General features: G+C 69.0%; 30 protein-coding genes. 21 read left to right on the forward strand and 9 right to left on the reverse strand.

Going from position 1 to position 25,981, the window contains the following annotated elements; all coding sequences use genetic code 11:
• Positions 1–29 precede the first annotated feature (29 nt).
• From BLQ75_RS11195 to BLQ75_RS24570, 4 genes are all read right to left on the reverse strand, one after another.
• A complete protein-coding gene (locus BLQ75_RS11195) occupies positions 30–755 on the reverse strand; it encodes a phosphoadenylyl-sulfate reductase (protein WP_092601372.1) in 726 nt (241 codons plus the stop codon).
• A complete protein-coding gene (locus tag BLQ75_RS11200) occupies positions 752–943 on the reverse strand; it encodes an eL43 family ribosomal protein (RefSeq protein WP_043577334.1) in 192 nt (63 codons plus the stop codon). The genes BLQ75_RS11195 and BLQ75_RS11200 overlap by 4 nt, the downstream gene beginning before the upstream one ends.
• A complete protein-coding gene (locus BLQ75_RS11205; RefSeq protein WP_092601374.1) occupies positions 940–2,652 on the reverse strand; it encodes a nitrite/sulfite reductase in 1,713 nt (570 codons plus the stop codon). The genes BLQ75_RS11200 and BLQ75_RS11205 overlap by 4 nt, the downstream gene beginning before the upstream one ends.
• A gap of 120 nt (positions 2,653–2,772) precedes the next feature.
• Positions 2,773–2,865 (reverse strand): putative leader peptide, encoded by a 93-nt coding sequence (locus BLQ75_RS24570; protein ID WP_342028299.1) that lies wholly within the window; start codon positions 2,863–2,865, stop codon positions 2,773–2,775.
• A gap of 284 nt (positions 2,866–3,149) precedes the next feature.
• On the opposite strand from BLQ75_RS24570, the gene hemW reads away from it, so the two are divergent.
• The 9 genes from hemW to BLQ75_RS11250 all read left to right on the forward strand — a co-directional run bounded on the left by hemW (position 3,150) and on the right by BLQ75_RS11250 (position 11,719).
• Positions 3,150–4,379 carry a radical SAM family heme chaperone HemW gene (gene hemW, locus BLQ75_RS11210; RefSeq protein WP_092601376.1) on the forward strand — a complete coding sequence of 410 codons (1,230 nt, stop codon included), beginning with the start codon at positions 3,150–3,152 and terminating at the stop codon, positions 4,377–4,379.
• 312 nt (positions 4,380–4,691) lie between these two features.
• Positions 4,692–5,717, forward strand: a complete 1,026-nt coding sequence (hrcA, locus tag BLQ75_RS11215; RefSeq protein ID WP_043577733.1) for a heat-inducible transcriptional repressor HrcA — start codon at positions 4,692–4,694, stop codon at positions 5,715–5,717.
• 90 nt (positions 5,718–5,807) lie between these two features.
• The gene (gene dnaJ / locus BLQ75_RS11220) at positions 5,808–6,986 is read left to right on the forward strand and encodes a molecular chaperone DnaJ (protein ID WP_092601378.1); all 1,179 of its coding nucleotides are present in this window, start codon (positions 5,808–5,810) and stop codon (positions 6,984–6,986) included.
• 101 nt (positions 6,987–7,087) lie between these two features.
• On the forward strand, positions 7,088–7,828 hold the full coding sequence (locus tag BLQ75_RS11225) for a 16S rRNA (uracil(1498)-N(3))-methyltransferase (RefSeq protein ID WP_092601380.1): 741 nt from the start codon (positions 7,088–7,090) through the stop codon (positions 7,826–7,828).
• Positions 7,829–7,883: 55 nt separating this feature from the next.
• The gene (locus BLQ75_RS11230; protein ID WP_092601382.1) at positions 7,884–8,234 is read left to right on the forward strand and encodes a histidine triad nucleotide-binding protein; all 351 of its coding nucleotides are present in this window, start codon (positions 7,884–7,886) and stop codon (positions 8,232–8,234) included.
• Positions 8,235–8,375: 141 nt separating this feature from the next.
• Positions 8,376–9,455 carry a PhoH family protein gene (locus tag BLQ75_RS11235; protein ID WP_092601384.1) on the forward strand — a complete coding sequence of 360 codons (1,080 nt, stop codon included), beginning with the start codon at positions 8,376–8,378 and terminating at the stop codon, positions 9,453–9,455.
• Entirely contained in the window at positions 9,452–10,015 is a 564-nt protein-coding gene (gene ybeY, locus BLQ75_RS11240) for an rRNA maturation RNase YbeY (RefSeq protein WP_092601386.1), read from the forward strand. The genes BLQ75_RS11235 and ybeY overlap by 4 nt, the downstream gene beginning before the upstream one ends.
• 14 nt (positions 10,016–10,029) lie before the next feature.
• Positions 10,030–11,352 (forward strand): hemolysin family protein, encoded by a 1,323-nt coding sequence (locus BLQ75_RS11245; RefSeq protein ID WP_092601388.1) that lies wholly within the window; start codon positions 10,030–10,032, stop codon positions 11,350–11,352.
• A gap of 1 nt (position 11,353) precedes the next feature.
• Complete coding sequence (locus tag BLQ75_RS11250) at positions 11,354–11,719, forward strand: cytidine/deoxycytidylate deaminase family protein (protein ID WP_092601390.1); 366 nt, start codon at positions 11,354–11,356, stop codon at positions 11,717–11,719.
• A 29-nt stretch (positions 11,720–11,748) separates the two neighbouring features.
• On the opposite strand, the gene BLQ75_RS11255 is transcribed toward BLQ75_RS11250, so the two are convergent.
• Positions 11,749–12,249 carry a MarR family winged helix-turn-helix transcriptional regulator gene (locus BLQ75_RS11255; protein WP_092601392.1) on the reverse strand — a complete coding sequence of 167 codons (501 nt, stop codon included), beginning with the start codon at positions 12,247–12,249 and terminating at the stop codon, positions 11,749–11,751.
• Between the two features lie 54 nt (positions 12,250–12,303).
• Between BLQ75_RS11255 and BLQ75_RS11260 the strand changes: the two genes are divergently transcribed.
• From BLQ75_RS11260 to BLQ75_RS23435, 3 genes are all read left to right on the forward strand, one after another.
• The gene (locus tag BLQ75_RS11260) at positions 12,304–14,079 is read left to right on the forward strand and encodes a chloride channel protein (RefSeq protein ID WP_092601586.1); all 1,776 of its coding nucleotides are present in this window, start codon (positions 12,304–12,306) and stop codon (positions 14,077–14,079) included.
• Between the two features lie 98 nt (positions 14,080–14,177).
• On the forward strand, positions 14,178–15,086 hold the full coding sequence (gene era, locus BLQ75_RS11265; RefSeq protein ID WP_092601393.1) for a GTPase Era: 909 nt from the start codon (positions 14,178–14,180) through the stop codon (positions 15,084–15,086).
• A gap of 382 nt (positions 15,087–15,468) precedes the next feature.
• A complete protein-coding gene (locus BLQ75_RS23435; protein ID WP_170837438.1) occupies positions 15,469–16,017 on the forward strand; it encodes an RDD family protein in 549 nt (182 codons plus the stop codon).
• A gap of 160 nt (positions 16,018–16,177) precedes the next feature.
• On the opposite strand, the gene BLQ75_RS23880 is transcribed toward BLQ75_RS23435, so the two are convergent.
• Both BLQ75_RS23880 and BLQ75_RS11280 read right to left on the reverse strand, forming a co-directional pair.
• Complete coding sequence (locus BLQ75_RS23880; protein ID WP_211481312.1) at positions 16,178–16,696, reverse strand: DUF4190 domain-containing protein; 519 nt, start codon at positions 16,694–16,696, stop codon at positions 16,178–16,180.
• Positions 16,693–17,133 (reverse strand): DUF4190 domain-containing protein, encoded by a 441-nt coding sequence (locus BLQ75_RS11280; protein WP_092601397.1) that lies wholly within the window; start codon positions 17,131–17,133, stop codon positions 16,693–16,695. Before BLQ75_RS11280 ends, BLQ75_RS23880 begins: the two co-directional genes overlap by 4 nt.
• Positions 17,134–17,440: 307 nt before the next feature.
• Here BLQ75_RS11280 and BLQ75_RS11285 point away from each other — a divergent pair, with 307 nt between their 5' ends.
• Genes BLQ75_RS11285 through BLQ75_RS11305 form a run of 5 tightly spaced genes read left to right on the forward strand, consistent with a single transcriptional unit; the run spans position 17,441 to position 20,730 of the window.
• Positions 17,441–17,845 (forward strand): DUF2752 domain-containing protein, encoded by a 405-nt coding sequence (locus BLQ75_RS11285; RefSeq protein WP_092601590.1) that lies wholly within the window; start codon positions 17,441–17,443, stop codon positions 17,843–17,845.
• A gap of 28 nt (positions 17,846–17,873) precedes the next feature.
• The gene (recO, locus tag BLQ75_RS11290; RefSeq protein ID WP_092601399.1) at positions 17,874–18,746 is read left to right on the forward strand and encodes a DNA repair protein RecO; all 873 of its coding nucleotides are present in this window, start codon (positions 17,874–17,876) and stop codon (positions 18,744–18,746) included.
• On the forward strand, positions 18,743–19,381 hold the full coding sequence (locus BLQ75_RS11295) for a GNAT family N-acetyltransferase (protein WP_211481313.1): 639 nt from the start codon (positions 18,743–18,745) through the stop codon (positions 19,379–19,381). Before recO ends, BLQ75_RS11295 begins: the two co-directional genes overlap by 4 nt.
• Before the next feature lie 45 nt (positions 19,382–19,426).
• A complete protein-coding gene (locus tag BLQ75_RS11300) occupies positions 19,427–20,272 on the forward strand; it encodes an isoprenyl transferase (protein WP_092601401.1) in 846 nt (281 codons plus the stop codon).
• A complete protein-coding gene (locus tag BLQ75_RS11305; RefSeq protein WP_092601403.1) occupies positions 20,272–20,730 on the forward strand; it encodes a hypothetical protein in 459 nt (152 codons plus the stop codon). Before BLQ75_RS11300 ends, BLQ75_RS11305 begins: the two co-directional genes overlap by 1 nt.
• Positions 20,731–20,886: 156 nt before the next feature.
• Here BLQ75_RS11305 and BLQ75_RS11310 read toward each other — a convergent pair whose 3' ends face one another.
• Together BLQ75_RS11310 and BLQ75_RS11315 are read right to left on the reverse strand one after the other, a co-directional pair.
• Complete coding sequence (locus tag BLQ75_RS11310) at positions 20,887–21,303, reverse strand: Fur family transcriptional regulator (protein WP_043577370.1); 417 nt, start codon at positions 21,301–21,303, stop codon at positions 20,887–20,889.
• Between the two features lie 30 nt (positions 21,304–21,333).
• The gene (locus BLQ75_RS11315) at positions 21,334–21,717 is read right to left on the reverse strand and encodes an ArsR/SmtB family transcription factor (protein WP_092601406.1); all 384 of its coding nucleotides are present in this window, start codon (positions 21,715–21,717) and stop codon (positions 21,334–21,336) included.
• Between the two features lie 356 nt (positions 21,718–22,073).
• Here BLQ75_RS11315 and BLQ75_RS11320 point away from each other — a divergent pair, with 356 nt between their 5' ends.
• From BLQ75_RS11320 to BLQ75_RS11335, 4 genes are all read left to right on the forward strand, one after another.
• Positions 22,074–23,459 (forward strand): glycine--tRNA ligase, encoded by a 1,386-nt coding sequence (locus BLQ75_RS11320; protein WP_092601594.1) that lies wholly within the window; start codon positions 22,074–22,076, stop codon positions 23,457–23,459.
• Between the two features lie 48 nt (positions 23,460–23,507).
• Positions 23,508–24,164, forward strand: a complete 657-nt coding sequence (locus BLQ75_RS11325) for a YdcF family protein (RefSeq protein WP_244515449.1) — start codon at positions 23,508–23,510, stop codon at positions 24,162–24,164.
• 104 nt (positions 24,165–24,268) lie between these two features.
• On the forward strand, positions 24,269–25,561 hold the full coding sequence (locus BLQ75_RS11330) for a deoxyguanosinetriphosphate triphosphohydrolase (RefSeq protein ID WP_092601408.1): 1,293 nt from the start codon (positions 24,269–24,271) through the stop codon (positions 25,559–25,561).
• Positions 25,562–25,694: 133 nt separating this feature from the next.
• Positions 25,695–25,889, forward strand: a complete 195-nt coding sequence (locus BLQ75_RS11335; RefSeq protein WP_043577375.1) for a hypothetical protein — start codon at positions 25,695–25,697, stop codon at positions 25,887–25,889.
• Positions 25,890–25,981: the final 92 nt, after the last annotated feature.

The following is a 25,981-nucleotide window of genomic DNA, read 5'->3' on the forward strand; positions in this document are numbered from 1 at the left end:
GCGTTCCCCGGAGTTCCCCAGCGTGCGGACTAAGCGTGCAGTCCGCATTCCGTCTTCGTGCTGCCCGCCCAGCGGCCGCTGCGCCGGTCGGCGCCCGGAGCCGGCTTGGCGGTGCACGGCTGGCACCCGATCGAGGGATACCCGGCGGGGACCAGCGGATTCACCAGCACATTGTGCTCGGCGATGTAATTGTCCATGTCCTCGTCGGTCCAGGCAGCGAGCGGATTCACCTTGACGAGGTTGTTGCGTTCGTCCCAGGTCACGAGGGGAGTGTCGGCCCTGCTCGGGGAGTCCACCCGACGTAGCCCGGTGATCCACGCCTCGTACCGGGCCAGCGTGTTACGGAGCGGAACGACCTTGCGCAGGTGGCAGCACCGTCCCGGGTCCCGTTCGTAGAGCCGGGGACCCTCGGTGGCGTCCTGCTGTTCGACGGTCTGATCGGGCGTCGCGTTGATGATGTTGACGTCGTAGGTCTGCGAGACCGCGTCCCTGGTGCCGAGCGTCTCGGCGAAGTGGTAGCCGGTCTCCAGGAACAGCACGTCCACACCCGGCCTGACCTTCGAGACGAGGTCTATCAGCGAAGCGTCCTCCATGTTGGAGGCGACGATCAGGTTCTCGCCGAACGTGCGCACGGCCCAGTCGAGTACCTCCGAGGTGCCGGCCTCGGCCAGCTGCTCGGAGGCCTCCTCCGCGAGGGCACGGAGCTCGTCGTCACCACGTCGAATGCCGATGTGGGAGGTGTTGTCGACGGTCATGGTTCTTCGTCCTCCTCGGTCAGCGCCAGCCCGGCCAGTCGTACCGTGAACACACGGCGGCACGCCTGGCATTTCCACGCGCCCACGGGTTCAGCCTCCGGTGTGAGTTCCTCGTCACCGCAGTACGGGCAGTAGAACGGAACAGCCCTGCCCTCGGGACCCGCCTCCGCCGATTGCCCCCCACTCACGTTAGCTCCTCGTCACCGACGCGGTTCGCCCACTGGGCGAAGGTCTCGTCCGCACCGCGCTGGTCGGCGTAACGGCGCACCAGGCGTTCCACGTAGTCCCCTACCTCCGCGGAGGTCACCTTGTGCCCCCGGATCTTGCGGCCGAACCCCGCGTCCCGTCCCAGGCCACCACCCAGGTGCACCTGGAATCCCTCCACCTGGTTGCCCTCGTCGTCCTGCACCAGCTGGCCCTTGAGCCCGATGTCGGCGACCTGGGTGCGCGCGCAGGCGTTCGGGCAGCCGTTCAGGTTGATCGTGACGGGTTTCTCGAGGTCGCGCTGCACGTCATCGAGCCTGCGCTCCAGGTCCTCGACCAGCTCCATCGCCCGGTTCTTGGTCTCGACGATCGCCAGCTTGCAGAACTCGATCCCGGTGCAGGCCATGATGCCGCGTCGCCAGGAGGACGGCCGCGCCCGCAGGTCGAGCCGGTCCAGGTCCGTGACGAGGTTCTCCACCTCCGAGCCGGGCACGTCGAGCACCAGCAGGTTCTGCTCCACGGTGGTGCGGATGCGGCGCGAGCCCACCCGTTCGGCGGCCTTGGCGACCTCGATCAGCTTGGACCCGTTGACGCGGCCCGCCACCGAGGTCACTCCGACGTAGTAGTTGCCGTCGACCTGTTCGTGAACGCCGACGTGGTCACGCGGTCCGTCCGGCAGCGGGGGAGCGGGGCCGTCGGTCAGCGCGCGGCCGAGGTACTCGTTCTCCAACACCTCGCGGAATTTCTCGGCTCCCCAGTCCGAGACCAGGAACTTCATCCGGGCCCGGTTGCGCAGCCGCCGGTAGCCGTAGTCGCGGAATATCTGCACCACGGCGTTCCAGACCTCGGCCACCTCCTCCACCGGCACCCAGGTGCCGAGCCGCACCGCAAGTTTGGGATTGGTGGACAGCCCACCACCGACCCAGAGGTCGAAACCCGGGCCGTGCTCGGGGTGGTGCGCCCCGATGAACGAGACGTCGTTGGTCTCGTGGACCACGTCCTGGCGCGGGGAGCCCGATATGGCCGTCTTGAACTTGCGGGGCAGGTTCGAAAGCGACTTGTCACCGATGTAGCGCTCGGTGATCTCCCTGATGGCGGGGGTGCCGTCCACGACCTCGTCGGCGGCGATGCCCGCCACCGGGGAACCGAGCACGACGCGCGGGCAGTCGCCGCAGGCCTCCGTGGTGTACAGTCCCACCGACTCCAGCTTCTCCCAGATGGCGGGCATGTCCTCCACCCGGATCCAGTGCAGCTGGACGTTCTGCCGGTCGGTCACGTCGGCGGTGTCGCGGGCGTAGGTCTGTGAGATCTCGCCGATCACCCGCAGCTGCTCGGTGGTCAGCGCGCCGCCGTCCACCCTGATGCGCAGCATGAAGTACGAGTCGTCGAGCTCCTCCGGCTCGATGGTTCCCGTCCGCGCGCCGGGGATGCCCGGGGCGCGTTGGGTGTACAGGCCCCACCAGCGGAACCGGCCCCGCAGGTCGGAGGGATCGATGGAGTCGAAACCACGCAGCGCGTAGATGTTCTCGATGCGACTGCGGACGTTGAGCGGGTTGTCGTCCTTCTTGGACTGCTCGTTGCCGTTGAGGGGTTCGCGGTAACCGAGCGCCCACTGGCCCTCCGCGCGGCCCTTGCCCTTGCGTGCGGGTGCGCGGCGTTGTGCCGGGCTCGGTGCTTCCGTCGGGGGGACCATTCGTCCGACCTCCGCGATGACGTGGCGTGATTACGCCGCGAGAATTTTTCCGGGAAAGAGTGCTCACGATCCGGTTGCCGAGTCACCGGATCGGCGGGAAGACGCGAAACGCGACGGGAACTAGTCCGTGTTACGGCACAGCGCGCTGGAGACCCGTCGTAGATCCAGGTAACGGCGGGCGACCAGCAGCAGCTCGGTGGGGGTCGCGTCCATGGTCGTCAGCGTGCCACGCGCTCACCGGGTGGTCCAGGATCATCCGCATGCTGGGACGGGCTCGCACGGGACCGCCGGAGCGCGTGTCCACCAGCGCTCGGCTCCCGTGAGGCCGTTCGCGGCCCCGCCGCCGGGGCTCCGGTCGCTTCCGGTGGGAGGAAGCTCACACCCACCCCGCCGGGCGGGCCGCCATCGGAGCGGGGCGGGCCCGGTGGATCCGTGCCGCGACCGTTCCTTCCCGCTCGGGCGGTGAGGTGATCGGGAGCCGCTGGGAGAATGGGGGCGTGAGCGCACTTCCACCGACCGGCGAACAGCCACCGGAACGGGGGACGCTGCCCACCACCGCACTCGCGGGAGTGGGACAGCGGCCGTTCGGGATATACGTGCACGTGCCGTTCTGCGCGACCAGGTGCGGCTACTGCGACTTCAACACCTACACCGCCGACGAACTCGCCGGTGGCGGCAGTTTCCGCGGCTGGCTGGATGCCCTCAGGGCCGAACTGGACCTGGGGGTGCGGGTGCTGGGCGAGCACGGCGGGCCGGTCCCCCGGGCCGACACCGTGTTCGTCGGTGGCGGGACCCCCTCGCTGCTGGGAGGGTCCGGGCTCGCCGAGGTACTCGACGCGGTGCGTTCCTCCTTCGGGCTGAGGCCGGGAGCCGAGGTCACCACGGAGGCGAACCCGGAGTCCACCTCCCCCGAGCTGTTCGCCTCGGCGCTGGAGGCCGGTTACACCCGGATCTCACTGGGTATGCAGTCCGCGGCCGAGCACGTGCTGCGGGTACTGGACCGCAGGCACACCCCCGGCCGTGCCGTGGCGGCCGCCCGTGAGGCGATGTCGGAGGGGTTCGAGCACGTCAGCCTCGACCTCATCTACGGCACTCCCGGGGAGAGCACCGACGATCTGCGGACTTCGCTGGAGGCTGTGCTGGACGCGGGCGTGGACCACGTCTCGGCCTACTCCCTGATCGTCGAGGACGGTACGGCCATGGCCCGGCGGGTCCGTCGCGGCGAGCTGCCGATGCCGGACGAGGACGTGCTGGCCGCCGACTACGAGTTGGTCGACTCCGTGCTCTCGAAGGCCGGATTCGACTGGTACGAGGTCTCCAACTGGGCCCGCGGGGAGGCGGCCCGTTGCGGGCACAACCTCGGGTACTGGCGAGGTGGTGACTGGTGGGGCGCGGGGCCGGGGGCGCACAGCCACGTCGGCGGGGTGCGATGGTGGAACCTCAAATATCCGGCCCGCTACGCGGCCGCCCTGAGCGAGGGGCTGTCTCCCGCCGTCGGGCGGGAGGTGCTCGGTGCGGAGGACCAGCGCGTCGAACGCGTCATGCTGGAGCTGCGGCTGAGCGAGGGGCTCGCGGTGGAGGCGCTCGACGAAGCCGGGGTGGCGGAGGCGTGGCGCGCCGTCGCCGACGGTCTGTTGCGGGCCGACGCGCTGCGCGCGGGTCGCTGCGTGCTCACCGACCGGGGAAGGCTGTTGGCCGACGGTGTGGTTCGCAGGCTCATCGCGTGAACCCGAGCCCCTTACGGGAACGGGGCCCGGTGCTCTCTCGGCGGGAGTACCCTCGGCGTCCCCGATGGACGGCGCAGCCCGGGCGAGGCGCGTCACGTGCTCCGGTGGTCCACGGGGCCGCTCACCCCTCGGGGAACGGCGCTCGGAGCGGCCTCCGGACGTGCTCGCGTCCGCCGCGTACCTGCCACCCCCCTCGTGGGCCTCGGCTCAACGGTCGAAACACCGTAAACTCGGACGGTGGACCGCGGGCGCAGGACGTGCCCGCAGGGGCGGACGTGTCCATCACGGGGCGCGCCGAACGAGGAGGTGACGCTGGTGAACGCGGACGAGCGCCGCTTCGAGGTGCTGCGCGCGATCGTTGCCGACTACGTTTCCACCAATGAGCCGGTCGGTTCGAAGACGCTCGTCGAGCAGCACAACCTGGGTGTGTCGAGTGCCACGGTACGCAACGACATGGCCGTGCTCGAGGAGGAGGGACTCATCGCGCAGCCGCACACCAGCGCGGGACGGATCCCCACCGACCACGGGTACCGTACCTTCGTCGACCGGTTGCACGAGATCAAGCCGCTGACCTCGCCGGAGCGTCGCGCCATTCACGCCTTCCTGGAGGGGGCGTTGGATCTCGACGACGTGATGCGGCGGAGCGTCCGGCTGCTGGCCCAGCTCACCCAGCAGGTCGCCGTGGTGCAGTACCCCACGCTGACCCAGTCGACCGTGCGGCACGTCGAAGTGGTGACCATCACCCCGGCGCGCCTCATGCTGGTGCTGATCACCGATACCGGCCGTGTCGACCAGCGTATGGTCGACCTGGGCGACGTCATCGGCGAGGAGGACGTCTCACGGCTGCGCACCGTGCTCAACTCGGCGATGGCGGAGAAGCGGCTCGCCGACGCCTCGGCCTCGGTGGCAGAACTTCCCGAGCAGGCCCCGCCCGAACTGCGGGAGACCATGTCCCGGGTCTGTGCGGTGCTCATCGAGACGTTGGTGGAACACCCCGACGAGCGAATGGTGCTCGGCGGCACGCCCAATCTGACCCGCAACGTGGCCGATTTCCCCGGTTCACTGCGTCAGGTCCTGGAAGCGCTCGAGGAACAGGTGGTCGTGCTGCGGTTGTTGGCCGCGGCACGGGACTCCGAGGGCGTGACGGTTCGTATCGGGATGGAGAACGAGGCCGAGGAGATGCAGACCACCTCGGTCGTTTCCACCGGTTACGGTTCGCATGGGACGGTACTGGGGGGTATGGGCGTGGTCGGCCCCACTCGGATGGACTATCCGGGAACGATGGCAGCGGTTCGTGCCGTTGCGTCCTACGTGGGAGAGATCCTGGCGGGGCGGTGACGTCCGTGTGGCACGTGTGGCGCGCCACGACCGGCCCTTCGGAACTCTTCGGCATGTACCCGCTAGACGAGCAGAGGAAGAGCGCACAAGGTGGCCAAGGACTACTACGGGATCCTCGGGGTATCCAAGGACGCGACCCAGGATCAGATCAAGCGGGCTTACCGCAAGCTTGCGCGGGAACTCCACCCCGACGTCAACAAGGAGGAGGGAGCGCAGGAGCGCTTCCGAGAGGTGAGCACTGCTTACGAAGTTCTTTCGGATCCGCAGAAGCGTCAGATGGTCGACCTGGGCGGCGATCCGATGGACAGTGGGGGAGGCGCCGCGGGCGGACGTGCCGGTGGTGACCCCTTCGCCGGGTTCGGCGGCCTCGGCGACATCATGGACGCCTTCTTCGGCGGTGGAGCGGGCGGCGGTTCCACGCGCGGGCCGCGCAGTCGCGTACAGCAGGGTTCCGACGCCCTGCTGCGGCTGGAACTGACCCTCGAGGAGTGTGCCCAGGGCGTGAACCGCGACGTCACCGTCGACACGGCGGTCGTGTGCGACACCTGCCAGGGTGGTGGCTCCAGTGCGGGCAGTGCTCCCGCCACCTGTGACACCTGCGAGGGCCGCGGCGAGATCCAGTCGGTGCAGCGCTCCTTCCTCGGGCAGGTCATGACCTCGCGTCCCTGCCCGGTGTGCCGTGGCTTCGGTGAGGTCATCACCGATCCGTGTCAGCAGTGCGGCGGTGACGGCCGCGTGCGTTCCAGGCGGTCCATCACGGTCAAGATTCCCGCCGGTGTGGGTGACGGTATGCGCGTCCGCCTCGCCGGTGAGGGCGAGGTCGGCCCCGGCGGCGGTCCCGCGGGCGACCTCTTCGTCGAGGTCGAGGAGCTCCAGCACGAGCGGTTCGTCCGTGACGGTGCCGATCTGCACTGCCACGTGCAGGTCCCCATGACGGCGGCCGCGCTCGGCACCGTGGTCAACATCCAGACCCTCGACGACGAGGAGGAGCTGACGGTCGAACCGGGCACGCAGCCGGGCACCGAGTACGTGCTCAACGGTCGGGGACTACCCAAGCTGCGTTCGAACGGGCGGGTCAGCGGCCACGGCGACCTGCACGTTCACCTGGACGTGCGGGTGCCGACGAAGCTGGACGGCGAGCAGGCCGACCTGCTGCGCCAGCTGGCCACGGCGCGTGAGGAGGAACAGCCCGAGCCCAGCGTGAGCGCGAGCGGCAACGGGCACCGCAACGGCATCTTCTCCCGCTTCCGGGGCTTCGGCCACCGCTGACTCCGCGGGCCCCGCGGTGGCGGGGCCCGGTCGGAACACGGTTTCCGACGTGGCGGATTCGTTCGCCCCGTCCCGATTCGTCTCCCGGAGAAGGTAGCGCGATGCCATCCACCCTGCCGGTCTTCTCTGTCGACGACCTGCCAGTGGGCCGGTTCGCCAGACTCGACGGTCCCGAGGGCAAGCACGCCGCCACGGTGCGCCGGATGCGCTCCGGCGCTCAGCTGATGCTGTCCGACGGTCGCGGTGGTCTGGCCGAGTGCCGGGTGACCGACGTCGCCAGGGACGCTCTCGACCTGGAGGTGCTGCGGCGGGAACGGATTCCGGCCTCCGAGCCCCGGGTCAGGCTGGTGCAGGCGCTGGTCAAGGGTGATCGCGGTGAGCTCGCGGTCGAGCTGGCCACGGAGGCGGGTGTGGACGTGGTCACCCCTTGGCGGGCCGAACGCTGCGTGGCTCGCTGGGAGGAGGGCCCTCGCGGTGCCAAGGCGCTGGCGCGGTGGCGCAACTCGGCCCTGCAGGCCGCCAAGCAGGCCCGCAGGGCATGGACCCCCACGGTGACCGAGCCGTACTCCACCTCCGGGCTGGCCGAGGTGCTCGCGGACGCCGACGCCGCGTTCGTGCTGCACGAGTCCGCCGACGCCGGTCTGACCGACGTCGAGCTTCCCGCCGCCGGTGAGATCGCCGTGGTGGTCGGCCCGGAGGGCGGTGTCACCGAGGGGGAGTTGTCGAGTCTGGCCTCGATGGGGGCGCGTCCGATGCGCCTGGGGCACGAGGTGCTGCGCGCCTCCACGGCCGGCGCCGTGCTCCTCGGGGCACTGGGGGTCCTGACCCCCCGATGGCGGTGACCGGCCGGGCGGAGCACCTGTCGCGCAGTGATCAGCGGTGGATAGTCTCACGGGCATGACCGAGAGCGATCCCTCCCTGTTCGAACGGATGATCGCGGGGGAGATTCCCGCCGACTTCGTGCACAGCGACGAGCGCACCATCGCGATCCGCGACATCAGCCCGCAGGCACCGGTTCACGTGCTGGTCGTCCCCCGTGAGCGGTACCGCAACGCCGCCGAGCTGGCCGCGGCGGATCCGGAGCTGCTGGCCGAGCTCTTCCGGGTGGCGGCTCGGATCGCCGAGAGCGAGGGGGTCGCCGAGTCCGGTTACCGCCTGCTGTTCAACACCAACGCCGACGCCGGGCAGACCATCTTCCACGTGCACCTGCACCTGCTCGGCGGGCGGGAGCTGGGACCGCTGGCCTGACCCGCATGAGCGGTAAGGGGGCGCCCGCCGTCGGGTGGGCCCGACTGCGGGGCGGTCCAGTTGCCGGTTGCTCTACCATTGACAGTGACAGGATCCAGTACCGAAATCGCGCTTCGGCGCAGGAAGCAGGCCGGTAACAGCGTGGCCGGAACCGCAGCGGATGGGGCAGCGGCCCGATCGGGGAATCAGTCGTCCCAGCCCCAGAAGGCACAGTCCACCCGTACCGTGCCCGACACGGCGGTGCTCGCTCTGCTCGGCTCGAAGGACGAGAACCTTCGAACCGCCGAGGACGTACTCGACGCGGACTTGCACGTGCGGGGCAACGAGGTCAGCATCTCCGGCGAACCCTCCGAGGTGGCGTTCGCCGAGCGGGTGTTCGACGAGCTCATCGAACTGGTTTCCAAGGGCAACCAGCTCACCCCCGACGTCGTGCGCCGCAGCGTGACGATGCTTTCCGCCAGCGACGGGGACTCGCCCAACGACGTGCTGACCATGGACGTGCTGTCACGTCGTGGGCGCAGCATCCGACCGAAGACCGCCAACCAGAAGCGCTACGTCGATGCCATCGACGAGAACACGGTCGTCTTCGGGATCGGCCCCGCCGGGACCGGCAAGACCTACCTGGCCATGGCCAAGGCCGTGCAGGCCCTGCAGGCCAAGGAGGTCAACCGGATCATCCTCATCCGGCCGGCCGTGGAGGCGGGGGAGCGGTTGGGCTATCTGCCCGGCAGCCTCTACGAGAAGATCGATCCGTACCTGCGGCCGCTCTACGACGCGCTGTACGACATGATCGACCCCGAGTCGGTTCCCCGCCTGACCCAGGCCGGGACCATCGAGGTCGCTCCGCTGGCCTACATGCGCGGACGTACCCTCAACGACGCGTTCATCATCCTCGACGAGGCGCAGAACACCACCCCCGAGCAGATGAAGATGTTCCTGACCAGGCTGGGGTTCGGCTCCAAGATCGTGGTCACCGGCGACGTGACCCAGATCGACCTGCCCGGCGGGCAGCGCAGCGGTCTCAAAGTGGTGCGCGAGATCCTGGAGGGGATCGACGACATCTGCTTCTCGGCCCTGGACAGCCAGGACGTGGTGCGTCACCGCCTGGTCGGTGAGATCGTGAACGCCTACGACCGCTGGCAGGCGCACCAGGACGGTGAGGGCGGCGATCCCGCCCGAAAGACACGATTTCCCGAGGGGCGGGCGCACGAGCAGGCATGAGCATCGAGATAGCCAACGAGTCCGTTGTCCGGGTTCCGGAGACCACCATCGTCTCCGTCGCCCGTTTCGCGCTGGACCGCATGGGCGTGAGTCAGTTGGCCGAGCTGTCCATCGTGCTGGTGGAACTCGACGTCATGGCCGACCTGCACGAACGTTGGATGGACCTGTCCGGTCCGACCGACGTGATGGCATTCCCGATGGAGGAGTACGAGGCGCCGCGCGGACCCGAGTCCACCGAGGCCAGCCCGGGGCTGCTCGGTGACATCGTGCTGTGTCCCGAGTTCGCCAGGGACCAGGCGCGCAAGGCCGGGCACGGGATGGAGGACGAGCTCTACCTGCTCACGGTGCACGGCGTGCTGCACCTGCTCGGGTACGACCACGCCGAGCCCGAGGAGGAACGCGAGATGTTCGCGTTGCAGAACCGGTTGCTGAGCGAGTTCCGGGAAGCCAAGACGGAGGCCGATCGCGCCGCGCAGCAACGCGACGCCGACTCACGGGTGCTCGGGGTGGTCGGGCTGGACGACTCCCAGCGGAGCGGCGACGGCGAATCCGAGCGGTAACGGACGTTCTCATCGTGTTCACCGGTACCACCGCGCTGCTGGCGTGGGCTGTGCTGTTGGTGCTCGCCGCCGGGGTCTTCGCCGCTGCCGACGCGGCGATCGGTACGGCTTCGAGCGCCCGCGTCGAGGAGCTGTTGCGGCAGGGGCGCGGCGGAGCGCGGCAGTTCGCCCGCGTGCTGGCCGACCGCCCCAGGCACGTCAATCTGCTGTTGTTGCTGCGGCTGACCTGTGAGCTGACGGCGACGGTGCTGGTCACCGTGGTGGTGCTCGAAGTGGGTTCCTCGTCCGGCTGGTCGGTGCTGTTCGCGGTGCTGATCATGCTGGTGGTTTCCTACGTACTGGTCGGCGTGGGGCCGCGCACCGTGGGTCGGCAGCACCCGTACGGGGTGGGGCTCGTGGTCGCGGGACCCGTGGCCGTGCTCGCGCGGCTGCTCAACCCGCTCACGCGGCTGCTGATACTCGTCGGCAACGCCATCACGCCGGGGCGCGGCTTCCGGGAGGGGCCGTTCTCCTCGGAGGTGGAGTTGCGCGAGCTCGTTGACCTGGCCGGGGAGCGCGGCGTGGTCGCCGCGGGGGAACGCGAGATGATCCACTCGGTCTTCGAACTCGGCGACACCACCGCACGCGAGGTGATGGTCCCGCGCACCGAGATGATCTGGATCGAACGCGTGAAGTCCCCCAGACAGGCGCTGGCTCTGGCGTTGCGTTCCGGCTTCTCCCGCATTCCCGTCATCGGCGAGAGCGTCGACGACGTCGTCGGGGTCGTCACTCTCAAGGAGCTGGCCAGGGCAACCACCGAGCGCGCCGCCGATTTCGACGCCGAGCGGGGGCAGGTCGCCGACCTGATGCGGGAGGCGAGCTTCGTGCCGGACTCCAAGCGGCTCGACGAGCTGCTCAAGGAGATGCAGCTCTCGCGCAGTCACATGGCCGTGGCCGTGGACGAGTACGGCGGTACTGCCGGGCTGCTGACCATCGAGGACATCATCGAGGAGATCGTCGGCGAGATCACGGACGAGTCGGACCGGGAGGAGCACCGTCCGGTCGAGTGGCTCGACGAGGAGCTGGTGCGGGTCAGTTCACGGCTGCCGGTCGCGGATCTGGCGTCCCTGTTCGAGGTGGAGTTGGACGACTCCGAGGTCGAGACCGTGGGTGGGCTGCTCGCCCAGCGTCTCGGTCGCGTTCCGCTTCCGGGGGCGGAGGCGGTGATGTCCGGACTCCGGTTGCGTGCCGAGGGCGGCAAGGATCACCGAGGCCGAATCCGTATCAACGCGCTGCTGGTCCGCAGAGCGGGAGAGTCCGACGGGCACAACGGCGCCGACGACGAAAGGAGCTCGTGACATGGGTGAACGCACCGAGTTCGTGACCGAACAGCTCGACGCCGAGGACGCCAAGATCGTGACCCTGGCGCGTTCGGCTCGGGCGCGTATCGGCGCTGCCGAGGGGAGTGCCGTGCGCGACACCGACGGCAGGACCTACACCGGGTGCACGGTGCGTACCGCGACACTGTGGTTGAGCGCGCTGCAGGTGGCGGTGGCCAACGCCTTCTCCAGCGGCGCCGAGGGGTTGGAGGCCGCGGCCGTCGTCACCGAGGCCGAGGAGGTGGACTCGGACTCCGTGGCCGCCGTGCGCGATCTGGCCAGCGGGGCTCCGATCTTCCGCGCGGGCGGTGACGGTCGGGTCGTGGAGGTCTCACGTCCCTCCTGAGGGAACTCGGACGGTTCCGGCCGGGTGGTCTACTGCCACTCGGTCAGGCCCGCGTCGTAGGGCGAGGCGCGTGGTGGTGGCTCCTCGCCCGCCTCGGTGAATGCCTGTAGCGCCCGTACCAGTCCCGCGCGGTCCTCGTGCGGGATGCGCTCGACGATGGCCGATATCTCGCTGCGGCGGTACTCGGTGACCCGGTCCACCAGGTCGCGACCGGCGTCGGTGAGACTGACCGTGATCTCCCTGCGGGAGTCCGGGTTGCTGTTGCGCTGCGCCCATCCAGCCGTGACCAGCCTGTCGACCGTTCTGGTCGCCGTGGACGGGTTGACTCCCAGCATCTCCGCCAGCGAGACCAGCTTCAGTGGCCCCCGTGAGCCCAGCGCCACCAGCAGTCGGAACTGCGGCAGCGTGATCGGCCCGGCGACCGCGGCGACCGACTTCGCCGAGACCCCCACCAGTAACCGGGACGCGGTCAGCACCGCCTCGGTGATCGCGTCCACCTCACCACCGTTCGGCGGTATCTCTTCGCTCATGTCGCTATTTTCACATTGACGTGCACAGGGCAAGAATTGCATTATGCAATGGTGATGGCGGAAGCCGTGAAACGATCGATAGCCCTGCCCGTGGCGGTACGTGGGCGGATCGGAATCTGGCTCCGCGAACGTGGCAGCGGCCTGATGGCCCTAGCACTGCTCGTCGGCCTCGGTTCGGGGCTCGGCGCCATCGCGTTCCGGTGGCTGATCACGTCCGCGACCGAGCTGTTCTCCGGGCGTCCCGAGTACACCGAAGTACCCGGTGCTTCGCACCCCTGGCTGCCTGGTCTCGGCGTGTGGTTCCTGGTGCTGGTTCCCGCCGTCGCCGGGCTGATCTACGGTCCGTTGGTCTACCGGTTCGCGCCCGAGGCCAAGGGGCACGGCGTGCCCGAGGTCATGTACGCGGTCTCCGAGCGCGGCGGTCGGATCAAACCCCAGGTCAGTCTGGTCAAGGCGTTGGCGTCGGCCCTGTGCATCGGCGGTGGCGGCTCCGTCGGTAGGGAAGGGCCGATCGTGCAGATCGGTTCCGCTCTCGGCTCGACGATGGGGCGCGGGATGCGACTCACCGAGCGGAGGATGCGGGTGTTGGTCGCCTGCGGCGCGGCGGGCGGCATCGCCGCCACGTTCAACGCGCCCATGGCCGGACCGTTCTTCGCGATGGAACTCATTCTGCGCGACTTCACGGTCGAGTCCTTCGGCGCCGTGGTGCTCTCCAGCGTCACCGCCAGCGTGATCGGCCGTGCCGTGATGGGCAACGAGGCATTCCTGTCCCTGCCCGCGTTCCACCTGCGGAACCCCGGCGAATTCCTGCTGTTCGCGCTGCTCGGCGTGCTCGTCGGTGCCTCGGGAGTGCTGTTCTCCAAGGTCCTCTACAGGATCGAGGACCTCTGCGACCGGGTATGGCGTGGCCCTGAATGGCTGCGTCCCGGCGTGGGCGGGCTGCTGCTCGGGCTGCTGCTGGTGGCGCTGCCGCAGATGTACGGTGTGGGATACCCGGTGCTGGGCAACGCCATCAATGGGAACTACGCGATCTGGTTCCTGGTGATACTGCTGCTGGGCAAGATGCTGGCCACCAGTCTGACCATCGGCATCGGCGGCTCCGGCGGTGTGTTCGCTCCCGCGCTGTTCATCGGCGGTATGGGCGGGACCGCGTTCGGCATGGTCGCCCACGGCCTCTTGCCGGAGATCGCCGGTTCGCCGGGCGCTTACGGACTGATCGGCATGGGCGCGGCCTTCGCCGGCTCGGCACGGGCACCGATGACGGCCGTGATCATCCTGTTCGAGCTCACGGGGCAGTACTCGATCATCCTGCCACTGATGCTCGCCGTCGTGGTAGCCACGTTGATCAGCAGGACCCTCAGTCGCGACACGATCTACACCACCAAGCTCAGCAGGCGTGGCATCGACCTCGACGCCAGGCAGCGGCGTGGCCGGTTGCCGGACCGCACCGTCGCCGACGTGATGGAACCGCTGCCGCACACACTGACCACGCGCACCAAGCTCTCCGAAGCCGCACAGCGGTTGGCCCAGAGCACGGACTCGGTGCTGCCCGTCGTCGACGAGGACGGGCGCTACAAGGGATGCGTCACGGCGGGAGCCGTCGCCGAAGTGCTGGGGGACGGCACCACCGACAACGGCGAGGTCGGTGACCTGCTGGAGATTCCTCCCGCGATCGCTTCCGGCACCAAACTCGTCGACGCGCTCGACGCGCTCGTCTCCGTGGAGGTGACGGCCGCGCCGGTGCTGGAGGAGCAGGGCACCCAGCCGATCGGTTGGATCAGCCACCGCACGTTGCTGAGCTGCATGGGCAGCACCGCCAACACCGGCTGAGGGGCTTCGTCCTCACCGCTCGCGTTCGAGCCGCTCCCGTTCGCGGCGGGCGGAGTCCCCGCCCGCCGCGAGGGCGGCGAGCACGTCAGAATAGAGCCGTGACCAGCTCAAGCGAAACACACCGATCCGGATTCGCCTGCTTCGTGGGACGCCCGAACGCCGGCAAGTCGACGCTGACCAACGCCCTGGTCGGCACGAAGGTGGCCATCACCTCCAGCAAGCCACAGACCACGCGGCACGCCATCCGGGGGATCGTGCACCGCCCCGACGCGCAGTTGGTCATCGTGGACACGCCGGGACTGCACCGTCCCCGCACCCTGTTGGGGGAACGGCTCAACGACCTGGTGCACGAGACCTGGTCAGAGGTCGACGTCATCGGCTTCTGCGTACCCGCCGATCAGAAGATCGGCCCGGGGGACCGCCATATCGCCGCGGAGCTCGCCAAGGTCGCCCGCCGCACCCCCGTGATCGGTGTGGTCACCAAGACCGACCTGGTGAGCAGGCAGCGCGTCGCCGAGCAACTGGTCGCGCTGCAGGAGCTCATGGAGTTCGCCGAGATAGTACCGGTATCTGCCGTGGACCGTTTCCAGGTGGACCTCCTCTCCGACCTGCTGGTGCGGCAGGTCCCGGAGGGGCCGCAGCTGTATCCGGACGGCGAGATCACCGACGAGCCGGAGGAGTCGCTGATCTCCGAACTCGTCCGCGAGGCGGCGCTGGAGGGGGTTCGCGACGAACTGCCGCATTCCCTGGCCGTGGCCATCGACGAGATGTCACCGAGGGAGGGCTACGACAACCTGGTGGACATCTACGCCTCGCTGTACGTGGAGCGCTCCAGCCAGAAAGCGATCGTGATCGGCAGGAGTGGCGAGCGGCTCAAGGAGGTCGGCGAGACCGCCCGCCGGCACATCCAGGCGTTGCTGGGAAGCAAGATCTTCCTGGATCTGCAGGTGAAGGTGGCCAAGGAGTGGCAGCGTGATCCCAAGCAACTCCGCAAGCTGGGCTTCTAGGAGAATCCCCTGGTCCGCTCCGCCGGGAACTCCCGGCCGGGAAGCTCCTGCGGGCCCGGCGCACGGCGGGTGATTCCGTGTGGTGGAGTCCGCGGTGCCGTCGCGGGGCCCGGCAGAAGTTCGTCCTGTCGAGTCCGGGGCGGGCGGCCGTTCTGCCGGGAGTTCCAGCAGCCCTGCCACAAGTGGTTCGACAGCAGCAGGGACACATTCGTTGAGCGATCCGCACGATCCGCGCTCCGGGCCGCCACCGTCGTGGTACCCGGGCGGGCAGTATCCGCACCACGAGACACGACCGCCCGGCGAACAACCCGGTTCCGCCCAGTCACGGGCGGCCGGGACATGGCCGCCCCACCCGCCCGGTGCCCCCGCTCCGGGAGTCCTGGTGTACGACCCGTTCGCGCACTGGGGGGTCCGCGTGGTCGGGTACCTGATAGACGGGCTGATCGTCTTCGCGGCGTTCCTGGCGCCGGCGTTGCTGGGGGTGGTGATCGGTTCGCTCGTGATGATCGAGGGGTTCACCGCCGCGGGCGCCGCGATCATGCTCACCTTCGCGCTCCTCGGACTGCTCTGCGAGATCTCGGTCGTGATCTGGGATCTCGTCTATCTCCGGGGCACCACGGGGCAGACGGTGGGGCAGCGGATCATGAGGATCAAGACCGTCGACGAGTTCCGGGGGCGACCCATCGGCTTCGGCTACGCCCTGCTCCGCCAGCTGTGCCACGTGGTCGACGCGCTTCCCCTCTACATGGGCTTCTTCGCTCCGCTCTGGGAACCCCGGAAGCAGACCTGGGCCGACCGGATCGTGAAGACCGTGGTGGTCCACGTGGATCCGCCGACGGATGGGGTGCCGGAGGCGGGCCATTCGTGGGCCGGGCCACCGGGAACGTGGTATCGGGTACCACCCCCTGACGGTGTGCCGCCGAGACAGTGAGGTCTCGGTTCCGGTGCGGAGGCCGGAACTCCTCGGGCGGGCGGCGCCGGTCGTGTCGAGGCCGTCTGTGGTGGTCCGCGTCGGTCCGGTGCTCGGTCCCGGGCACCGGACCGGACGGCACACGGTGCTGCCCGCGGCGACGCGGTCCCGTCCCGCTGGCTCAGACGCTTCCCGCCGGAATGAGCGCGATCATGCTGATCAGCGCCATGACGTAGGCGACCAGGGCCCCAGTGATGATCCAGCCGAGGATGAGCCCGGCCAACGTTATCCCCCAGCCCTCGTAGCGCTGGTCCTCCCGTAGCCGGTTGCGGGCCATGTGACCGGTGATCACTCCTCCGATCGCGGGCAGCACGCAGAACATCCCGGCCAGAGACAGGATCAACGAGGTGATCGCGAGTGGGTGGGTCGGGCGATACGGCACCATGTAGCCGTACATCGGGGCACCCTGCTGCGGCATCCCCTGTTGGGGCATCCCCTGCTGCGGCGGCGGTGGCATGTTCCGCGGGAACCCGGCGTTGCCCTGCTGGTAATCGCCCTGGTAGTGCTCCTGGTTCGCGTTCCAGGGGGTGTCATGGGAGTTGTCCATCTCGCTGCCGAAGAGGTCCTTCCGGTGAGCACGTTCGTCCCGGACACTTGTCGTGCGCCGCGTGACCGAGGGTACGACGGGTGCGGGTGTCACATGCTGCCCGCGCTCATCAACGGCAGACTGAGTCCGATCACCAGCAGCACGACGACCGCTACCACCAGCCCGAGCAGGCAGTAGCCGATCACCAGCCCGGCCGTGGCCATGCCGTCCCCGTAACTCCCGTCGCGCTGGATCTGCTTCTTGGCCATGTGCCCGAACACCACGCCCAGAATCGCGGGTACGATTCCGAACCCCCACATGCAACTGAACGGGATGGCCGCGAGCGAGAGCACCATCGAGGCGATCGCCATTCCGTTGTTCGGGGGATGCCCGCCGGGATACCCCGGGGCGACCGGCTGGTACTGCGGGTACTGCTGCCCGGGTTGGTAACCGGGGTAGAAGCCCCCGCCGTACGAGGACTGATAGGGCTGAGGGAACCCACCGCTGTCCGACGGCGGGTTGTGCGGTCCTGAACCGTAAGGATTGGTCATGATACTCCTTCACGCTTTCGGGTGGATCCAACCACGCTGGACGATCTCGCTGGGTGGTGCCCCGAGCCGGCCCGGTGCCGCTACGATCAGACCGGTGCGGCTCCCACCGCCAGCGCCGGGGCGCACTGCTTCGAGGTAGGACACCGCTCGTTCGGTTCCGTCCGTTTCGGAGATCACCGACCCGGTACCACGACGACACCGCCGCTCCCCTCGGGAACTCGGGACGGGCGATGGTGCCGGATCGACCGGTACCGGTGTTCGTCGGTTCCGTTCGAATGGGATGCGCTGGAGGTACCTGGTGAGCCCGATGTTGGTGCCACGCCGGTTCGGCCCCGTCCGAACGTTGGCGGTCGCCGGTGGCCTCGCCATCACGGCGGGACTGTTGCTGATCTCACCAGTGGGGCCGCCGTGCCCGTTCAAGATGTTGGGACTGGACGGTCCCATGTGCGGCGGGACGCGCATGCTCCGGGCGCTGCTGGCGGGTGATCCGCTGCGCGCCTTGGACCTCAACGCCTTCGCGCTGGTGGTGCTGCTCCCGTTGGGGGGTTCGCTGTTCGTTGCGGGAGCGCGTTACGAGCTGGGAACAGCACGACGGCTCTGGCCTGCGGGAGCGGGGGGCGCGGTGTCCGCCTACCTGCTCGGGGGCGGACTGCTGCTGTGGACGATCCTCCGCAACATCCCGGTGCCGCCCTTCGCGGTGCTGTCCGCATGAGAGAACTCCTCGATGGGACACTCGGGATGTGAGCCTGTATCGGGATGTCGGTGTCGTGCTGCGGGTGAGCAAGCTGGGTGAGGCGGACCGTATCGTCACCCTGCTGACCCGCAGGTACGGCAAGGTGCGCGCGGTGGCCAAGGGAGTGCGCAGGACCGGTTCCAGGTTCGGCGCACGGCTCGAACCGTTCGCCCACGTGGACGTGCAGCTGCACACCGGCAGAACGCTCGACGTGGTCACCCAGGTGCAGACACTGGACGCCTTCGGCGTGGGGATCGTCGACGACTACCGCCGTTACACCACGGCCTGCGCCGCGCTGGAGACCGTCGACCGCATCGTGACGGAGGAACGAGAACCGGTACTGCGCATGTACCTGCTCACCGTGGGGGCGCTGCGGGCCTTCAGTGGACGGGTTCGCGATCCCTCGTTGGTGCTGGACTCCTTCGTGCTGCGGGCGATGGCGTTCGCCGGGTGGTCACCGGCGTTGGGGGAGTGCGCTCGCTGCGGCCTGGCCGGTCCGCACGGCACGTTCAGCGTGATCGCCGGGGGGACGGTGTGCGCCGCTTGCAGGCCCGCTGGTGCGGTGCGGCCCGCCGCCGCGACCGTGCGACTGCTCGACGCCCTGCTCAACGGTGACTGGACGACGGCGGAGGCCTCCGAGGAAGCGGCGCGGGGAGAGGGCAGCGGTCTGGTCGCGGCCCACCTGCAGTGGCACCTCGAACACCGGCTGCGTTCGCTTCCGCTGGTGGAACGCCACGAGGCGACGATCGACCGCGAGACGCGACAGCCGGAGTCCTCGAATCCCGTGCCGGAGCTCATCCGGCAGCGCGCGAGTGCTCTGGAGGAGGGGAACGGTCCCGTTTCGTCCCCCGGGCCCGTCAACACCCCGGGGCACTCGTGAGAATCCGTGCCGTCCGCCTGCCGGAGGACGGCGTGGCGGTGCGCCGGATCTGCGTGGCCACGGGGGACGCCGGTGACCACTCCCGTCACATCCTGCGGGAGCCGGAGCTGATGGCCCACGTCTTCGCGGGGCCCTATCTCGCCCTGCAGCCGCGGCTGTGCTTCCTCGCGGAGAGCTCGGGGCAACCACTCGGTTACGTGGTCGCCGCACTGGACTCGGCGGAGTTCTACCACCGCTGGCAGCGGGAATGGGCTCCCGCGTTCGCGGCCGACCACCCGCTCACCGGTACCGAGGAGCACTCCACCGACGCCGACGCGCAGCTGCGGCTACTGCTGCACCGGCCACTGCGTATGCTGTTGCCGGACTCGGAGACCTATCCCTCGCACCTGCACATCAATGTCCTTTCCGGTGCTCGGCGCAGCGGGGTGGGCGCTGCGCTGTTGCGCACCCTGTTCGCCGCTCTGGAACGGGCCGGGTCTCCGGGGGTGCAGCTCGGTGTGCGTGCCACCAACGCCGCCGCGCACGCGTTCTACCGTGCGATGGGTATGACCCGACTGCCGTTGGACGACGGTCCCGCCATCCGGTTCGGCCGACCACTGGGCGGGCGGTACCGCCGCGTCCGGGAGAATGGGTGACGGTTCGGGATCGACTCGGCTCAGCGACCACGAAGGGGACCATCAATGCTGCGACGCCGTGGGCGGGGAAAGGACGCGCCGGACGTACGGGCGCCCGACCCACATCCTGCCGGGGCGGAACCTCCCTCGCTTCCCCCGGAAGCGGTACCCAACCACGTCGCCGTGGTCATGGACGGCAACGGCAGGTGGGCGAACGAACGCGGGCTGCCGCGCATCGAGGGGCACAAGCGCGGCGAGGCGGTGGTTCTGGAGCTCACGCGCGGTGCCATCCAGCTCGGGGTGCAGTGGCTGTCGTTGTACGCGTTCTCCACCGAGAACTGGAAGCGCAGCCCGGAGGAAGTCAGGTTCCTGATGGGCTTCAACCGCGACGTCATTCACCGCCGGGTGGACGAGCTCGACGAGCTCGGAGTGCGGGTGCGTTGGGCGGGCCGGCGCCCCAAGCTCTGGCGCAGCGTCGTCGACGAGCTCCGGGCGGCTGAGGAACGCACCGCGGGCAATCAGGTCATGAACCTGACGATGTGCGTCAACTACGGCGGGCGTGCCGAGATCGGCGACTCGGCGAGGGAGATAGCCCGGCTCGCCGCGGCGGGCAAGATCAATCCGGACAAGGTGGACCAGCGCACCGTGGCTCGGCACCTGTACCAGCCCCAGATGCCGGATGTGGACCTGTTCATCCGTCCGTCCGGTGAGCGGCGGACCTCCAACTTCATGCTCTGGCAGTCCGCCTACGCCGAGATGGTCTTCCAGGACACGCTGTTCCCGGATGTGGACCGCACCCATCTGTGGGACGCCTGCGCCGCCTACGCGCGGCGTGACCGCCGTTTCGGCGGTGCCGTCGACCGGAGTGATCAGAACACGAGCTCGACCGAGCCGGAGCGGGAGCAACGTTGATGTCGAGGGAAGCCGCTGGTACGGCCGAGCTGCTGACGGCGGCCAAGCGCGCGTTGGAGAACTACTACGAGGTTAGGGTCGACGACGACGGCGCCCTGACCTTTCTACATTCCGGTACGCCGTGCGCCCTGCAGGCGATGCGCCTCGCGGAGGGGCTGACGGTGCTGAGCCTGACCTGCGTGGTGGCCTGGGATCTGCCGCAGGACGACCGGATCGCGCGTTGGGTGGCCGAACGGGCCGGTCAGGGCATGTTCGGCACGCCCGGGGTGGTGCGCACCGAGGGGGGCATGGACCTCACGCTGCGCTACACTTTCCCCGCCGACGGGCTCACCGAGAATCCGCTGGCGACACTGCTGATGCTGGTGGTCTCAGGCGCTTCGCAGCTCAGGGGCGAACTGGCCGAGACCTTCGGCGTCGGAGTCGGAGACGGCCCCGACGAGCCGTGTCAGCAGCCGTGACGGAACCGGCCCACGCGGTCTATGGGGGTGCGTGAGGCGACACTCCTCGGTATCGCCCGGAGCCTGCCGACGTTCCCGTCTCGTGTGCCCACTCGCCGGGGCGGTGGTTCGTGTTCCGTTCCGCCGGGGCACCACCGCCGCCCGAAGCGGCGGTGGTCAGATCACGCACTCCGAACAGGTGCCGATGATCTCCACCGTGTGGTGCACCTCGGAGAAACCGTGTTCGGTGGCGATCCGCTCCGCCCAGTCCTCCACCGGGGGATCGGCCACCTCGACCGTCCTGCCGCAGTGTCTGCAGACCAGGTGGTGGTGGTGATCGGTGGAGCACTTCCGGTAGACGGCCTCGCCGGAGTCGCTGCGCAGCACGTCTATCTCGCCCGCGTCGGCCAGCGACTGCAGGGTGCGGTAGACGGTCGTGAGCCCGATGCCCTCCCCGCGGCTCCGCAGCTGTTCGTGCAGTTCCTGCGCCGAGCGGAAATCGTCGATCTCGCTGAGCAGACGCGACACCGCGGCCCGTTGCTTGGTGGCCCGAAGCCCCGGGATCGCGGTCGAGGAACGCTCGCTGGAGGTCACGCTTTCTCCGTCTTCTGCTCGGTTGTGTGCCTAGGTCGCTTGTGCCGCGTCCCCAGTGGGGGTGGTCTCCTCCTCCGAACCTTCCTCCGCGTGGGCCACGGCGTCCACGACTATGTGCGCCAGGTGATCGTCGACCAGTCGGTAGACCACCTCGCGCCCGTTGCGGTGCCCGGATACCACACCTGCGGTTTTCAGTACCCGGAGGTGCTGGCTGATCAGCGGTTGGGCCACCCCGAGCGCGTCGACGAGCTCGTGCACACAGCGTTCCCCGGCCCGTAGCTGCAGCACGATGGCGATCCGCACCGGGGCGGCCAGGGCGCGCAGCAGCTCGCCCGCCTCGGCGAGGGTGCCCGGGTCACAGGCGGGTACCAAGGCCGGTGCGGTTCGCTCGCCGGAGTGCTCGTCGTTGCTCATGAGAGATGATCAGCGGCACGACCCGTGGGGGACCGACAGCCTGCCCGTCCCGGGAACACGAGTTCACCAAGGTACACGCGGCGTCGCCTCGTGGTCGAGGAGATCCTTTCGTCGCCTTGTCGCGAGTTGGTCGTGGTACGCCCTCCATCCTACGGGCGTCGTCCACTTTCGGCTGGCGCGGCCGATACCACCGGTCCTGTCACTGCGGGGTGGGGTCGCATCGCCTCCGAAGTGGCCTCGGTACGCTGGGAAACTCACCGTCGGGAATCCGCGGGAACAGCCCGGCCGACTCGTCGCGCACCCACTGTCGACCCTCGGCCGGAGCCCGAGCAACCAGCGAGAAGCGTGGAGTGAACGTGCCCACCGACCAGATCGAAACGATCGTGAATCTGTGCAAGCGTCGTGGCTTCGTCTACCCGAGCGGCGAAATTTACGGCGGTACCCGGTCGGCATGGGATTACGGGCCGCTCGGTGTGGAACTCAAGGACAACATCAAGCGCCAGTGGTGGCGCAGCGTGGTGCAGGGCAGGGACGACGTCGTCGGTCTGGACTCCTCCGTCATCCTGCCCCGCGAGGTGTGGGAGGCCTCCGGCCACGTCCAGGAGTTCGTGGACCCGCTGGTCGAGTGCACCGCGTGCCACCACCGGCACCGTTCCGATCAGCTCGCCGAGGAGTACGCCGAGCGCACCGGCAAGGACATCGACGACAGCGACCTGTCCGACGTTCCCTGCCCGAACTGCGGCAACCGCGGCCAGTTCACCGAACCGAAGATGTTCAACGGGTTGCTCAAGACCTTCCTGGGGCCGGTGGACTCGGAGGAGGGGCTGCACTACCTGCGCCCGGAAACCGCCCAGGGCATCTTCGTCAACTTCCTGAACGTGATGACCACGGCGCGCAAGAAACCACCGTTCGGCATCGGCCAGGTGGGCAAGTCGTTCCGCAACGAGGTGACCCCCGGCAACTTCATCTTCCGCACCCGCGAGTTCGAGCAGATGGAGATGGAGTTCTTCGTCGAGCCGGGCGAGGACGAGTCCTGGCACGAGTACTGGATCTCCAACCGGACCGAGTGGTACACCGACCTCGGCATCGACCCGAACAACATCCGGCACTACGAGCACCCCAAGGAGAAGTTGTCGCACTACTCCAAGCGGACCGTCGACATCGAGTACCGCTTCGGCTTCAGCGGCAACGAGTGGGGTGAGCTGGAAGGCATCGCGAACCGGACGGACTTCGACCTGACGACCCACTCCAACCACTCCGGGGTGGATCTGTCGTACTTCGACCAGACGAGCAATTCCCGCTACCGGCCCTACGTGATCGAGCCGGCGGCCGGACTCGGCAGGCCGTTGATGGCCTTCCTCATCGACGCCTACCGCGAGGACGAGGCCCCCAACGCCAAGGGTGGCGTGGACAAGCGCGTGGTCCTCAAGCTCGATCGCAGGTTGGCACCGATCAAGGTGGCGGTGCTGCCGCTGTCGCGCAACGCGGATCTCTCGCCCAAGGCCAGGGACGTCGCCGCGACGCTGCGTCGCAACTGGAACATCGACTTCGACGACGCCGGGGCCATCGGCAGGCGGTACCGCAGGCACGACGAGATCGGGACACCGTTCTGCGTCACGGTCGACTTCGACTCGTTGTCCGACCACGCCGTGACGGTGCGCGAACGCGACACCATGGAGCAGGAGCGGGTGGCCATCGACAAACTGGAGGCCTACCTCGCGGCCCGACTGGTCGGCTGCTGATCGCGGGGCCCGCGCGTCGGGGGTGGTGGATCTGCAACGATACGTGTCGTGAGCCATCCCCCCGAATCCGCACAGCCAGGGCGCCGCGGCCGGGCCGCCGTCTGGGCCCGCAGGACCGTTCTCGGTGCGCTGCTGGTCGCTTCGCTGGTGCTCGGTGGAACGGCCTTCCGGGTCTGGCAGGTGGCACTGGTCGACCAGCGGCACAGTGCCGACATGATCGTGGTGCTCGGGGCGGCGCAGTACAACGGGGATCCGTCCCCGGTGCTGCGCGGTCGTCTGGAGCACGCCCTGGAGCTCTACCGCGACGGGCGCTCCGAGCACATCGTCACCGTCGGGGGCAACCAGCGTGGTGACAACTACACCGAGGCTCAGGCGAGCCGCATCTGGCTCGTCGAGCACGGGGTCCCGGAGCGTGACGTGTTCGAGGCCGAGTTCGGCAGCGACACGCTCCGCAGCATCCGCGCCGTCTCCGAACTGGCCGGGCGGCACGACTGGAACTCCGCGCTGATCGTCAGCGATCCGTGGCACTCCTGGCGCTGCCGCACGATGGCCGAGGACCAGGGGTTGCGGGCGATGGTCTCGCCGACGCGGAGCGGGCCGACCGGTGAGGTGCGGACCGCCTACATCCTGCGGGAGGCGGCGGCGATGCTGTTCTACCGCGTCATGCACGCCTCGGCCGACATCACCGGCTACGGGCTCGATTGAGGGGGCACGCCCGGGTGTGCCGGTTCCGGGCACCAGCCCGTCGCCTCCCGACGCGCTGAGTCGTGCGCGGTGGCCTGTCGGACGGATTACGTAGGCTGTGGTCGATGTCCGAGTCCGAGCCGCCCGGCTACACCGAGCACGACCGGCAGCGGTTGCTCGACGAGCCCCCCAAGGTCGCCGAGTCGAGCGACGGTGAACCGCTGTCGCGTTCGCCGTTCGCGCGCGACCGCGCGCGGGTGCTGCACTCGGCGGCGCTGCGTCGGCTGGCGGGCAAGACCCAGGTGATGGGGCCGGAGGAGGGGGATGTCCCCCGCACGAGGTTGACCCACTCCCTGGAGGTCGCTCAGATCGGTCGCGCCATCGCCCTGGACCTGGGGGCCGACCCCGACGTGGTGGACACGGCCGGCCTGGCCCACGACATCGGCCATCCGCCGTTCGGGCACAACGGGGAGCACGCGCTCGCGGAGCTCGCGGCGGATTGTGGTGGTTTCGAGGGCAACGCGCAGACGTTGCGCATCCTGACGCGGTTGGAGCCCAAGTCGGTGGCTCCGGACGGCACCGGGTGCGGTCTCAACCTCACCCGTGCCTGCCTGGACGCGGCCACGAAGTACCCGTGGCCGTTGTCGTGCGAGGCAGGTGGCAAGTTCGGGGTCTACGAGTCGGACCTGGCGGTGTTTCGGTGGTTCCGGCGGGCGGCGCCGGCCGGGCGGCGTTGCCTGGAGGCACAGATCATGGACTGGGCCGACGACGTCGCCTACTCGGTGCACGATCTGGAGGACGGGGTGCACACCGGGCGGATCTCGCCGCGTGCGCTGCTGGACTCCGAGGAACGGGGGGAGATCCTACGCATCGCGGGCAAGTACTTCCGGCAGCAGCGCTGGCTGGACGCCGGACTGCTGGAGTCGGCGGCCTCCGAGCTGGTCACCGGTCCCGCTCTCGCCGCGGTGCTCGACTACGACGGTTCGGTGGCGGCGCAGGTGGGGCTCAAGCGGTTGACCAGTGAACTGGTGGGCCGCTTCGTCTCGGCGGCGGTGCGTGCCACGCGGGCGGAGTTCGGCAGCGGACCGCTGATCCGGTACACGGCCGACCTGGTGGTGCCGGAGCAGGTGGCCGCCGAGGTGGCGGTGCTCAAGGCCATGGCCCTGCGCTACGTCATGAGCGATCCGGAGCGGCTGCGGCTGCAGCAGTACCAGCGCCGGGTGCTGACAGAACTGGTGAACGCGCTCGTCGAGCGAGCCCCCGCCTCGTTGACCCCGGCGGCGGAAGCGGCGTGGGAGGCCGCGCCGAACGACAGGGCTCGGTTGCGAGCCGTGCTCGACCAGGTCGCCTCGTTCACCGACGCGCAGGCGGTGTCCTGGCATGCACGCTGGGTGTTCGGAACCGATTGTTCGGTGTGAGCTATGTCAGACAGGGCAGCGCAGCGGCGGGTTTTTGGGGCACGCTGACACGCAGCGTGATTTTCGCTGGTTAAGATTGCAACTTTCGTGTGAAGATTTGCGGCAATCCCCGACAAGCCGCCAGGAGCCCCCGATGTCCAACGATCTGAACCGACATCACATCCAGAAGGTCGTCGTCGACGGCGAGCCCTACGTCAACTCCGACAACGTCGCCGACTGGGTGACCGACCTGCGCTGGCAGGACCCCGCCGCCGAGCGCGCGGCCGGTTACATCGCCCAGGAACTCCGGCTGATGGGGCTGGCCGACATCGAGGAGACACTGGACTGACGGGGCCGGTCCCCGACGACCGCCGTGGCGCCGCCCTGATCCGGGGCTCGCCTCACGGCCCCCATCACTGGCAGACTCGCCTCCGGTAAGCG

The organism is Actinopolyspora xinjiangensis (assembly GCF_900104475.1).
In the GTDB taxonomy this organism is placed as follows: domain Bacteria; phylum Actinomycetota; class Actinomycetes; order Mycobacteriales; family Pseudonocardiaceae; genus Actinopolyspora; species Actinopolyspora xinjiangensis.